12 protein-coding genes are annotated in these 12,117 nt (G+C 70.0%); 2 read left to right on the forward strand and 10 right to left on the reverse strand.

The window, feature by feature from the left end; all coding sequences use genetic code 11:
- On the forward strand, positions 1-834 hold an 834-nt coding region (locus KD1_RS10195), incomplete at its 5' end, for an MMPL family transporter (protein WP_157073290.1).
- On the opposite strand, the gene KD1_RS10200 is transcribed toward KD1_RS10195, so the two are convergent.
- Genes KD1_RS10200 through KD1_RS10210 form a run of 3 tightly spaced genes read right to left on the reverse strand, consistent with a single transcriptional unit; the run spans position 824 to position 3,917 of the window.
- On the reverse strand, positions 824-2,155 hold the full coding sequence (locus tag KD1_RS10200) for a M50 family metallopeptidase (RefSeq protein ID WP_068401444.1): 1,332 nt from the start codon (positions 2,153-2,155) through the stop codon (positions 824-826). The two genes, KD1_RS10195 and KD1_RS10200, sit on opposite strands and share 11 nt — an antisense overlap.
- 11 nt (positions 2,156-2,166) lie before the next feature.
- Complete coding sequence (dxr, locus tag KD1_RS10205) at positions 2,167-3,360, reverse strand: 1-deoxy-D-xylulose-5-phosphate reductoisomerase (RefSeq protein WP_068401448.1); 1,194 nt, start codon at positions 3,358-3,360, stop codon at positions 2,167-2,169.
- Positions 3,357-3,917, reverse strand: coding sequence for an acyl-CoA thioesterase (locus tag KD1_RS10210; RefSeq protein WP_083542356.1), 561 nt, complete (start codon positions 3,915-3,917; stop codon positions 3,357-3,359). Before KD1_RS10210 ends, dxr begins: the two co-directional genes overlap by 4 nt.
- A 45-nt stretch (positions 3,918-3,962) precedes the next feature.
- On the opposite strand from KD1_RS10210, the gene KD1_RS10215 reads away from it, so the two are divergent.
- The gene (locus KD1_RS10215; RefSeq protein ID WP_083542357.1) at positions 3,963-5,144 is read left to right on the forward strand and encodes an LOG family protein; all 1,182 of its coding nucleotides are present in this window, start codon (positions 3,963-3,965) and stop codon (positions 5,142-5,144) included.
- Here the strand turns inward: KD1_RS10215 and purU are convergent.
- The 7 genes from purU to rpsB all read right to left on the reverse strand — a co-directional run bounded on the left by purU (position 5,137) and on the right by rpsB (position 11,685).
- Positions 5,137-6,027, reverse strand: a complete 891-nt coding sequence (gene purU / locus KD1_RS10220; RefSeq protein WP_083542358.1) for a formyltetrahydrofolate deformylase — start codon at positions 6,025-6,027, stop codon at positions 5,137-5,139. The two genes, KD1_RS10215 and purU, sit on opposite strands and share 8 nt — an antisense overlap.
- Before the next feature lie 105 nt (positions 6,028-6,132).
- Complete coding sequence (gene rlmN / locus KD1_RS10225) at positions 6,133-7,416, reverse strand: 23S rRNA (adenine(2503)-C(2))-methyltransferase RlmN (RefSeq protein ID WP_068401453.1); 1,284 nt, start codon at positions 7,414-7,416, stop codon at positions 6,133-6,135.
- Positions 7,417-7,442: 26 nt separating this feature from the next.
- The gene (locus KD1_RS10230; RefSeq protein WP_068401456.1) at positions 7,443-8,309 is read right to left on the reverse strand and encodes a phosphatidate cytidylyltransferase; all 867 of its coding nucleotides are present in this window, start codon (positions 8,307-8,309) and stop codon (positions 7,443-7,445) included.
- Between the two features lie 13 nt (positions 8,310-8,322).
- Positions 8,323-8,880, reverse strand: a complete 558-nt coding sequence (gene frr, locus KD1_RS10235) for a ribosome recycling factor (RefSeq protein WP_068401459.1) — start codon at positions 8,878-8,880, stop codon at positions 8,323-8,325.
- Positions 8,881-9,008: 128 nt separating this feature from the next.
- Positions 9,009-9,731: a UMP kinase gene (pyrH, locus tag KD1_RS10240; protein ID WP_068401460.1), complete on the reverse strand. Its 723-nt coding sequence runs from the start codon at positions 9,729-9,731 to the stop codon at positions 9,009-9,011.
- Between the two features lie 151 nt (positions 9,732-9,882).
- Positions 9,883-10,710 carry a translation elongation factor Ts gene (gene tsf, locus KD1_RS10245; protein ID WP_068401461.1) on the reverse strand — a complete coding sequence of 276 codons (828 nt, stop codon included), beginning with the start codon at positions 10,708-10,710 and terminating at the stop codon, positions 9,883-9,885.
- Between the two features lie 54 nt (positions 10,711-10,764).
- On the reverse strand, positions 10,765-11,685 hold the full coding sequence (gene rpsB / locus KD1_RS10250) for a 30S ribosomal protein S2 (protein WP_068401463.1): 921 nt from the start codon (positions 11,683-11,685) through the stop codon (positions 10,765-10,767).
- Positions 11,686-12,117: the final 432 nt, after the last annotated feature.

Here is a 12,117-nt window from a genome sequence, read left to right on the forward strand (position 1 = left end):
GTGCGGATCCTCACCACCGGCGACGCGCGCACCGTCACCGAGCGGGTCGCGCAGGTCGAGGGCGTGGCGAGTGCCCGGCCGGCAGCCGGCGGGAACGGCGTCACCGAGGTGGCGGCCGTCCTGACCGGGCAGCCCGGCTCGGACGAGGCGGAGGCTGCCGTGGCGGCCATCCGCGGAGCGGTCGCGGACATCCCGGGCACCCATGTCGGTGGCACCGAGGCGGAGTCGCTCGACTCCGCCCAGGCCTACGCCCACGACCGGGCGCTGATCCTGCCGTTGATCCTGGGCCTGGTGCTCCTGGCCCTGGTGCTGCTGCTGCGCTCGGTCGTGGCACCCATCGTGCTCGTCGCCACGGTGGTGGCCACCTACGCCGCCAGCCTCGGACTGTCGTGGGTGCTGTTCACGCAGGTGCTGGGCTTCGAGCGGCTCGACGACGGCGTGCCGCTGCTGGCCTTCGTCTTCCTCGTCGCGCTCGGCGTCGACTACAACATCTTCCTCGTCACGCGCGCCGCGGAGGAGACGCACGGGCACGGCTCCCGCTCGGCGATGCTGCGCGCCCTCGCCGCGACCGGCGGGGTCATCACCAGCGCCGGCATCCTGCTCGCGGCCGTGTTCGCCGTCCTGGGGGTGCTCCCGCTGGTCGTCCTGGCCCAGCTCGGCGTGGTGATCTGCATCGGCGTCCTGCTCGACACGCTCGTGGTCCGCACGCTCCTGGTCCCGGCCATCGCGCTGATGCTCGGTGACCGGTTCTGGTGGCCGCGCCGGATGCCGTCCGGCGGCACCGACTCAGCCGGCGCCACGGGGGTGCAGCCGACCCTGCCGGTCAGCCGGTGATGCGCACCGGGTTGACGAGGTCGGCGTACATGAGCACGACCGTCATGACGATGAAGACCGACGCCACGGCGTAGGCCAGCGGCAGCGCCTTGGCCACGTCGACGGGGCCCGGCTCGGGCAGGTTCCGCAGCCGGGCCCAGCCCTTCTTGAGGCCCTCCCACAGCGCTCCGGCGACGTGGCCGCCGTCCAGCGGCAGCAGCGGGACGAGGTTGAAGAGGAAGAGCATGATGTTCAGCGAGCCGATCAGGCTGAGCAGGAGGAGCACCTTGTCGGAGGTGGTGCCGAACTGGTCGGAGGCGGCGATGTCACCGGAGATCCGGCCGACACCGACGACCGACATCGGCGACTCCGGGTCGCGCGCATCCCCACGCACGAGGTCGGCGACCAGCGTGTACATCTTGGCCGGCAGTCGGGTCAGCGCCCCGGCCGTGGCGGAGAGCTGCTCGCCGACGAAGCCGGGCACCGCCGAGACCGGCTGCCGCAGGACCGCGACCTGACCGCTGGCACCGAGGAAGCCGACCTTCTCGGTGAGGGGCTTGCCGTCGGGGCCGTCGACGACCTGCCCCTGGGCGTCGAGCACCGGCATGGCCATGACGATGGGCTGGGCGTGCTTGGTCAGCTGCTGGCCCTGACGGTCGATGACCAGCGTCATCGGACGGTCGCCACCGGCACGGATCTCGCTGCGGACCTCGGCCCACGTGCTGACCTGCGCGCCGTTGACCGACAGGATCGTGTCGCCGGGCTTGAGGCCGGCCGCGTTGGCCGGGGCCTTCGGCATGTCCGGGGTGCACTCCTGGGCGGCGGACTGCCCGCCACGGGTGTAGTCCACGCACTCGGAGACGGCCGCGAGCGTCGGCGTCGTCGTGGCCACGCCGTGCAGGGTGACCAGCCCACCGAACACCAGCACGGCGATGACGAGGTTCATCACCGGGCCGCCGAGCATGATGACGACCTTCTTGGCCACGGGGAGGTTGTAGAAGACCCGGTGCTCATCGCCGGGCTGCAGCTGCTCCAGGCTCATCGCGCGGGCATCCTCGATCATCGAGCCGAACCGCCCCGACGGTCGGACCGTGCCCTCCGGCTGGTCCGGCTTCGGTGGGTACATCCCGATCATCTGGACATAGCCGCCCAGCGGAACGGCCTTGACGCCGTACTCCGTCTCACCGACCCGGCGGGAGAAGAGCGTCGGGCCGAAGCCGATCATGTACTGCGGCACGCGCAACCCGAAGAGCTTGGCCGGCACCAGGTGCCCGACCTCGTGCAGCGCGATCGACAACGCGATCCCGAGCAGCGCGAACAGGACCCCCAGCACGTATTCCATGAGGCGTCACCCTACGCGGGCAAGCCGAGGATTGCCTGAGCCTGACCACGGGCCCAGGCGTCCGCCGCCAGGACGCCATCGGCGCTGGTGGCGTCGAAGTCCTGCGGCCGGTGTGCGTCCACCACGCGGGCGATGGTGTCGACGATGTCGAGGAAGCCGATGTGCCCATCGTGGAACGCGTCGACCCCGACCTCGTTCGCGGCGTTGTACACCGCCGGGTACGTTGCGGCCGCGGCGCCCACCTGACGGGCCAGCCGGACCGCCGGGAACGCCTCGTCGTCCAGCGGCGCGAACTCCCAGGTCGACGCGGTGCTCCAGTCGCAGGCCGGGCCGGCGTCCGGGACGCGGTCGGGCCAGGACAGGCCCAGGGCGATCGGGATGAGCATGGTCGGCGGCGAGACCTGGGCCAGCGTCGAGCCGTCGTGGAACTCGACCAGGCTGTGCACGATGGACTGCGGGTGCACGGTGACCTCGATCCGGTCGAAGGGGATGTCGAAGAGCAGGTGCGCCTCGATGACCTCCAGCCCCTTGTTGACCAGTGTCGCGGAGTTCGTCGTGACCACGCGGCCCATGTCCCAGGTGGGGTGCTTGAGCGCCTGCGCCGGGGTGACGTCGCGCAGCTGCTCGCGCCGCATCCCGCGGAACGGCCCGCCACTGGCGGTGACGATGAGCCGGCGGACCTCCTGCGCCCGGCCACCGCGCAGGCACTGGGCCAGCGCGGAGTGCTCGGAGTCGACCGGCACGATCTGCCCCGGCGCGGCGGCCTGCTTGACCACCGGCCCGCCGATGATCAGCGACTCCTTGTTCGCCAGCGCCAGCGTGCTGCCCCCCTCGAGGGCGGCCAGCGTCGGCTTGAGGCCGATGGCCCCGGTGATGCCGTTGAGCACGACATCGGGTTGCCCGTAGGCCAGCGCCGTCGCCGCGTCCGGGCCGACGACGACGCCCGGCACGTAGTTGCGCAGCCCGGCCGCGGCGGCCTTGGCCTCCAGGGCTGCGCGCAGGTCCTCCTCGGTGCCCTCGGCGAGGCCGACCACCGGCGCGCGGAAGGCCACCGCCTGCTCGGCCAGCAGGTCGATGTTGCGCCCGGCCGCGAGCCCGGCGACCCGGAAGCGGTCGGGGTTGCGCGCGATGACGTCGAGCCCCTGCGTACCGATCGACCCGGTCGAGCCGAGGACCGTCACGTGCCGGACCTGCGTGGAGCTCACTGTCCCACCTCCGGGGTGGACCCGCCGTCGGCAGGGTTGGCCATGCGCAGCCCCTCGGCTCCGGCGACGTCGTCGGCCTGACGGGAGGCCAGCACCTCGGCGCGCTGGGCCAGCCGGTGCCGCCGACGGATCTCGGCCTCACGGTGCCGGCGTCGGTCCTCCTGCGTGGCCAGCTCGAGCTCGGGAACGGGCACCGGGCGGCGCTCCTGGTCGACGGCCACCATGACGAAGCGCGCCGAGGCGACGTGCGCCGGCGTGCCGTGGTGGTCCCAGCGCTCGGCCTCGACCCGCAGGCCGACCTCCATCGACGTCCGGCCGGCCCAGTTGACCCGACCGTGCACGCGCAGGATGTCACCCACACGCACCGGCGCCCGGAAGATCACCTCGTCCAAGGCCGCGGTGACCGCAGCGGTGCCGGCGAACCTCGCGGCGATCGCGCCGGCCGCCTCGTCGACGAAGGTGAGGATCTCGCCGCCGTGGACCGTCCCGACGAGGTTGGCGTCATTGGGGCGGGTCAGCCGCGAGAGGGTCAGGCTGGTCTGTTCCGGGGTCGTCACGGGCACATCATCGCAGCCGGTCGGGCCACGGCGTACTGTCTGGGGGTGGACGTGCCTCCGCTGTGGTCCAGCGACTCCCTCATCGGCGACCTGACCAGTGACGAGGTGCGCCGGCACCCGAGCACACGTGAGGTCCAGACCCCAGCCGACCTGCGCAACGTCCTGCGCGGGCACCTGCCCCTCTCCGGTGTCCGCATCCAGGACCTCGACCTGCACCCGTACGAGCAGCTGCTGCTGGGCCGTACCGACCTCGAGGGGCTCGTCGTGCTCGGCGGCCACCTCTCCGACGACCTGGCCCGGCACCTGCGGCTGCACGGCGCGCTCGTCTTCCCGTCGGTCACGGGGGCGCCCATCAACCCCTACCGCTCACGCCTCTACCAGGCCGACGACCTCTACGCCGGGATCTTCGCCCGCGGCTACCGCACCACGCCGGACGCCCGGGCCTACGCCTGGAGCCAGGACGCCGATCTGGCTCGCGACACCTTCGTCACGCTGCTGCGAGCGATCCACGACGACTCCATGACCGACGCACTGACCGAGCTGCTTCAGGGCCACACCGTGGTCGGGGTCATGGGCGGCCACGCTCTCGAGCGCGGGACGCAGGAGTACGCCGCGGCCGCGACAATGGGGCACGCGCTGGCCGACGCCGGACGGGTGGTGCTCACCGGTGGCGGTCCTGGGGCGATGGAGGCGGCCAACCTCGGTGCCTTCGTCGGGGACCACAACCGGCTGGCGCCCGCGCTGCGGCGGCTCTCCACGGTCCCGTCCTTCCGGCCGAGCATCGACGCCTGGGCCGAGGTCGCCCTGGAGGTGCGCGAGGACCTCCTGCTCGCCCGTGGGCGGGACGGCACGACCGGAGTGCGCTCGGTGGGCATCCCGACGTGGTTCTACGGGCACGAGCCGCCCAATGTCTTCTGTGGCGGCATCGCCAAGTACTTCTCCAACGCCCTGCGCGAGGACGGACTGCTGGCGCGCTGCACCGGTGGCCTGGTCGTCCTTCCGGGTGCGGCCGGCACGGTCCAGGAGATCTTCCAGGCGGTCACGCCGCTCTACTACGCCGCCGAGGGCGCGCCGGTGCCACCGCTCGTGCTGGTGGGGCACGAGCACTGGACCGAGGTGCTGCCGGTGTGGCCGGCGCTGCGGGCGCTGGGCCTCTACCGCCCCTTCGGGGACGCGGTGCATCTGGTCGACACCGTGGAGGAGGCGGCGGCGATCCTGCTCAGTTGAAGACGATGGTGCGCCGCCCGCGCAGCACGACGCGGTGCTCGACGTGCCAGGTCAGCGCCCGGGCGAAGGCCATCGCCTCGAGTTCCTGCCCAGCGGTGGCCAACTGGTCGGGCGTGAGCCGGTGGTCGACGCGACGGAAGTCCTGTTCGATGATCGGGCCCTCGTCGAGGTCGGCCGTCACGTAGTGCGCCGTCGCGCCGATGACCTTGACGCCGCGGTCGTGCGCCTGCGTGTACGGCTTGGCGCCTTTGAACGACGGGAGCAACGAGTGGTGGATGTTGATGACCCGGCCGGCCAGGTCGCCGCACAACTCCGGCGAGAGGATCTGCATGTACCGGGCCAGCGCCACCGTGTCGACGTCGTGCTCCGCGATCAACTCACGCAAACGCGTCTCCGCCTCGGGCTTGGTCGCCTTGGTCACCGGAATGTGGTGGAACGGGATGCCATGCCAGGCAGCCAGATCGGCGAAGGCCTCGTGGTTGGACACGATCGCCGGGATGTCGACCGGCAGGTGTCCCGAGCGCCAGCGGTAGAGCAGATCGTTGAGCACGTGACCCTGCTGACTGACCATGATGAGCACCCGGTGCCGGTCGGCGAGGTCATGCAGGCCCACGTCCATACCGAAGTCTTGCGCGACCGGCTCGAACGCGGCACGCACGTCCTCGACCGGGACCGCTCCGGTGACCGAAGTCAACTCCATCCGCAGGTGGAACTCGTCGGTCGACGGATCGCCGAACTGCTGGGCATCGCGGATCGAGAGACCTTGGTCGACGGCGAACCCGGAGACGGCGTGGACGATGCCGAGGCGGTCGGGGCACGAGACGGTGAGGATGAACGCGCGGCCGGGTTCGGCGGGGCGGTCCAGGAGCGTGGGTGCGGACACGATCGCTGAGTCTACGCGGCGGGCTGTCGGGCCCTCATCGTCGACTGGTCAAAGAATGCGACGTAACGTGCGGTTACGTCGCATTCTTTGACCACTCGATGGCACCTACGCCTGGGCCGCCAACTGCCCGCAGGCCCCGTCGATGTCGGAGCCGCGCGTGTCACGCACCGTCGTGCGGGTCCCGTGCGCCCGCAGCCGCTCGACGAACTGCTGCTCGACGCCGGGGCGGGAGGCGGTCCACTTCGAGCCCGGCGTCGGGTTGAGCGGGATCGGGTTGACGTGCACCCAACCACGGCCGCGGGCGTTCAGCTTCTCGCCGAGCAGATCGGCGCGCCACGACTGGTCGTTGATGTCGCGGATCAGCGCATACTCGATGCTCACGCGGCGGCCAGTCGCCTGGAAGAAGCGGTACGCCGCGTCGATCGCCTCATCGACCTTGTACCGGGTGTTGATCGGCACGAGCGAATCGCGCAGTTCGTCGTCCGGCGCGTGCAGCGACAGCGCCAGCGTGACCGGGATGCCCTCGGCGGTGAGCCGATCGATGCCGGGCACCAACCCGACCGTGGACATCGTCAGGTGCCGCGCGCTCATGCCCAGACCGGCGGGACTGGGATCGATGAGCCGGTGGATCGCCCCGATCGCGGCCTTGTAGTTCGCCAGGGCCTCCCCCATGCCCATGAAGACGATGTTGCTGACGCGTTGCGGGCCGGAGCGCGGATCGGTCTCGAACGTGGTCTCGTCCCCGGCGGTCTCGCTCTCGTCATCGTCGGATTCCTCGCCCAAGCCGGCGGACGATGCTCCGGCAATCGCCGCGGCGTTCGGGGTCGCGCCGGCGGTCATCTGCGCGAGGTCACCGTGGGCGAGCAGTCGGTTGGCGCGCACGACCTGCTCGACGATCTCGGCCGTGGACAGGTTGCGGGTCAGGCCCTCCTGGCCGGTGGCGCAGAACGGGCAGTTCATGCCGCAGCCGGCCTGGCTGGAGATGCACAGCGTCACCCGACGCGGGTAGCGCATGAGCACCGACTCGATCAGGGCACCGTCGAAGAGTCGGTAGACCGACTTGATTGTCGCGCCCTCATCGGCCCGCAGCGTGCGAATCGGGGTCATCAGCGGCGGCAGGAGGGCAGCCACGAGGTCCTCGCGGATCGACTTGGGCAGGTCGGTCATCGCCGCCGGGTCCTCGACGAGGTGGCCGAAGTAGTGCGTTGACAACTGCGCGGCGCGGAAACCGGGCAGGCCCATCTCCTCGACCGCGGCCTTGCGCTCGGCGGGTGTGAGGTCGGCCAGGTGGCGCGGTGGCTTGCCGCGGCGGGGTGCGGTCAGGGTCAGTTCACCGGGGACGGGCCTGGTCGGCGAGACCGTCGCGGGGGTGTCGGGGCGCTGGTTCATCCCCTCCAGTGTCGCAGAGTCGCGGGTCAGACCAGATACCGCAGAATCGCCCACACGACCGGAGCGGTGACAAGCATGGCATCGATGCGGTCCAGCATTCCGCCGTGCCCGGGCAGGATGTGCGACATGTCCTTGAGGCCGACGTCCCGCTTGATGGCCGATTCGATGAGGTCACCGATGGTGGCCACGGCGGCGACGAGGAGGCCGAGCACCACCCCGGCCCACCACGGCCCGTCGAAGAAGCCGATCACGCAGGCCACCGCGCCGACGACAGCCAGGAGCGCCGACCCGGAAAGACCTTCCCACGTCTTCTTGGGGCTGAGCATCGGCGCGAGCGGGTGCTTGCCGAAGAGCACGCCCGCGGCATAACCGCCGACGTCGGAGCAGACGGTGACGAGCATGAACGTGATGACCCGCGCGACCCCGTCGTCCTGGGCGAGCAGCAGCACGCAGAACGCGGCGAGGAAGGCCGGGTAGAGCACGGTGAAGATCCCGCCGGAGACGTCCCGGGCGGCGGCATCGAGCCCATCGGCGATGCGCCAGATCGCCACGGTCAACGCGGAGAGGATCGTGGCGACCGTGAGCAGTTCGGGACCGCCGAACCACGCGGACCACAGGATGACCACGGCGCCGAGCACCGTCGGGATCAGGGGCACCTGATGTCCCTGCAGGGCCAGGGCCGCGCGAAGCTCCCAGATGCCCACCGCGATCGCGACGGTGACGAGCGCGACGAAGAGTTCCTTCTGGATGAACAGGGTGCCCAGCACCAGGGCGCCGAGGATGACGCCGGTCGTGATCGCGGCCCGCAGGTCGCGGCCCGGCTTCGGCTCCCGGCCTCCGCTGTTCGAGCGCCGACTCGCTCGACTGTCGAGGGACCCCGTGTCCATGCTCATCGCGGCCGGAGCCTCAGACCTCGAGGAGCTCGGCTTCCTTGCCCTTGAGGAGGTGGTCGATCTGGTCGACGTACTTCTTGGTCAGCGCCTCGAGATCCTTCTCCGCGCGGCTGCCCTCGTCCTCACCGACGTCGCCGTCCTTGATGGCCTTCTCGATGACGTCCTTGGCGTGGCGGCGGATGTGGCGCAGCGACACGCGGGCGTCCTCGGCCTGGGAGTGGGCGAGCTTGATGTACTCCTTGCGGCGCTCCTGCGTCAACTCCGGCATGACGATGCGGATCACCGCTCCGTCGTTGCTCGGGTTGGCGCCCAGGTCGGAGTCGCGCAGTGCCGTCTCGATGGCCTTGAGTGCGCTCTTGTCGAACGGCGTGACCAGGAGGGTGCGCGCCTCCGGGGTCTGGAAGGACGCGAGCTGCTGCAACGGCGTCGGGGAGCCGTAGTAGTCGACGTTGACCTTGGAGAACAGACCCGGGTTGACCCGGCCGGTGCGGATCCCCGCGAAGTTCTCCTTGGTCGACTCGATGGTCTTGGACATCTTGTCCTCAGCCTCGAGCATGGCCTCGTCGATCATGTCCTGCTCCTCCTGGGCGGCGCCGGAAGCGCTGCGGGGTTGGTGGTGTGTCGTGACAGTCTCTCACCCATGACCGCGGATCCGCGCGCGGTGGGTGTGTGTCGGGCCGGGCGTGATGCCCGTGGTGCTCAGGTGGTGACGAGCGTACCGATGCGCTCGCCCAACAGCGCGCGGGTGATGTTGCCCTCGCCCTCCATGCCGAAGACGACCATGGGCAGCCCGTTGTCCATGCACAGGCTGAACGCGGCCGCGTCGAGCACCTTGAGGTTCTGCGAGAGGGCCTCGGCATAGGTGACGGTGTCGAACTTGATGGCGTCGGGGTTCGTCCGCGGGTCGGCGGAATAGACACCATCGACGCCCGACTTCGACATCAGCACCGCGTCACACTTGATCTCCAGCGCACGCTGGGCGCTGACGGTGTCGGTGGAGAAGAACGGCATGCCGGCGCCGGCGCCGAAGATGACCACGCGACCCTTCTCGAGGTGACGGATCGCCCGGCGCGGGATGTACGGCTCGGCGACCTGGGTCATGGTGATCGCGGTCTGCACGCGGGTCTCGATGCCCGTCTTCTCCAGGAAGTCCTGGAGGGCGAGGCAGTTCATCACCGTGCCGAGCATGCCCATGTAGTCGGCTCGGGTGCGGTCCATCCCCTGCTCCTGCAACTGCGCTCCGCGGAAGAAGTTGCCCCCGCCGACCACGACCGCGACCTGCACACCACGCTCGACGGCGGCGGCGATCTGCTTGGCCACGTTGGCCACGATGTCGGGATTCAGGCCGATGCTCCCCCCGCCGAAGACCTCGCCCGACAACTTGAGAAGCACTCGCCGCTGGTGCGGAACCTGCTCGGGCACGTCGTCCTCCTGGGAATCACGATCTGTCGACGTGTGATCTTCCCACACCATCGTGGGCGATTGTGCACGTCTTCACAAGCATCCGGGAAAGGCGAACGGCCCCACCCGGATTCGGGTGGGGCCGCTCATCGAACTGGACTCAGGGGCGAGATCAGCCGCCGACGCGGAAGCGCGCGAACTGCGTGACCTTGCCGCCGTTCTCCTCGAGCACCTTGGCGACCGACTTCTTGGCCTCCTTGGCGAACGGCTGGTCGAGCAGCGCGTTCTCCTTGAAGTAGCCGTTGACGCGGCCTTCGACGATCTTGGGCAGGGCGGCCTCGGGCTTGCCCTCCTCCTTGGCCGTCTCCTCCGCGATCCGACGCTCGTTGGCGACGACGTCCTCCGGGACGTCCTCACGCGAGAGGTAGGTCGGCGCGAACGCCGCGATGTGCATGGCCACGTCGCGGGCGACGCCGTCTGCACCCTCGCCACCGACGAGCACGCCGATCTGCGCGGGCAGGTCGGGGCTGGTCTTGTGCAGGTAAGCGGCCACGACCGGAGCCTCGATGCGCGAGACCCGCTTGACCTCGATCTTCTCGCCGATGGTGGCGTTGGCCGAGTCCAGGAGGTCCTGGATGGTCTGGCCGTCGGTGGTGCTGCTGGCGGTGAGGGCCTCGGCGTCCGCGGCCTTGATGGCCACGGCCTGGTCGAAGACCTGCTGGGCCAGGGCGATGAACTTCTCGCCCTTGGCCACGAAGTCGGTCTCGCACAGGACCTCGACCATCGTGCCGACCCCGCCCTCGGCCTCAGCCAGGACGAGACCGTTGGACGTGGTGCGACCCTCGCGCTTGGACACACCCTTCAGGCCCTTGACCCGAAGGATCTCGGTGGCCTTCCCGGTGTCGCCCTCAGCCTCGTCGAGGGCCTTCTTGACGTCGAGCATGCCGGCGCCGGTCGCTTCGCGCAGGGCCTTGATGTCGGCAGCGGTGTAGTTCGCCATGAGTACGTGTCGCTCTTTCCGTCGGGAGTGGGTTGAGTGGAGTACGGAGTCCGATCAGGCCTGGGTCTCGGCCTCGGCGGCCGGCGCCTCAGCAGCGGGCGCCTCGGCGGCGGGAGCCTCGGTCTCAACGGCGGGAGCCTCGGCAGCCGGAGCCTCGGCAGCCGGAGCGTCCGCAGCCGCAGCGTCCGCAGCCGGAGCCTCAGCACCCTCACCGGCGAGGAGCTCGCGCTCCCACTCGGCCAGCGGCTCGGCGTCGCCCTGGGCCTCCGCGCCGGTCTTGGCACCGGAGCGGCTCATCAGACCGTCGGCAACGGCGTCGGCGATGACCCGGGTCAGCAGGCTGACCGAGCGGATGGCGTCGTCGTTGCCCGGGATCTTGTAGTCGACCTCGTCCGGGTCGCAGTTGGTGTCGAGGATGGCGATGACCGGCAGGCCGAGCTTCTTGGCCTCGTCGACCGCCAGGTGCTCCTTCTTGGTGTCGACGATCCAGACCGCGGAGGGGACCTTGCTCATGTTGCGGATACCGCCGAGCGTCTTCTCCAGCTTGTCCTTCTCGCGGCGGAGAATGAGGAGTTCCTTCTTGGTGTAGCCGGAGCCGGCCACGGTGTCGAAGTCGATTTCCTCGAGCTCCTTCAGGCGCGCGAGGCGCTTGGAGATCGTCTGGAAGTTCGTGAGCATGCCACCGAGCCAGCGGTGGTTGACGTACGGCATGCCGACGCGGGTCGCCTGCTCGGCCACCGGCTCCTGGGCCTGCTTCTTCGTGCCGACGAACAGGATGGTGCCGCCGTGGGCGACGGTCTCCTTGACGAACTCGTAGGCGGAGTTGATGTACGTCAGCGACTGCTGCAGGTCGATGATGTAGATGCCATTGCGCTCCGTCATGATGAAGCGCTTCATCTTGGGGTTCCAGCGGCGGGTCTGGTGCCCGAAGTGGACGCCGCTCTCCAGGAGCTGGCGCATGGTGACGACGGCCATGACCGTGTCCTCCTCGTTGTGGGGTTGTCAGTTGTCTCGGCCGACGGGCTCCTCGCGGGGTCGTCGACCTGCCTGGCGCCTGTACGCACCCCGCCCGGTCACCCGGGACTGCCGTGGTGCGCCCCGTCCTTTGGCCATAGCCAGCAGACGGCGAGAAGGCGCGCGAATTCGATCCATGAGCGGTTGGGCACACGAATCGTGCCTCCAGATTACCGACCTCGGGCCTCTGAAGCGAATCCGCACCCGGGACCCGACCCGTTGGCACCAACACCTGACCCGCTGGCACCAAGGCCGACACCTCGGGGGCCAACTTGCGGGCACTCGCCACCGACCCTGCCGACGGCCGCGGACAGACCTCTCCCCCGGTTTCGGGGCGTGGTCATGGTCGCCTCCGGGGTTGGTCTTGTCTGAGGTGGAAGCGGATGGTCAGGG

The sequence above is a fragment of the Kribbia dieselivorans NBRC 106261 genome, assembly GCF_001552435.1.
Lineage (GTDB): Bacteria > Actinomycetota > Actinomycetes > Actinomycetales > Dermatophilaceae > Kribbia > Kribbia dieselivorans.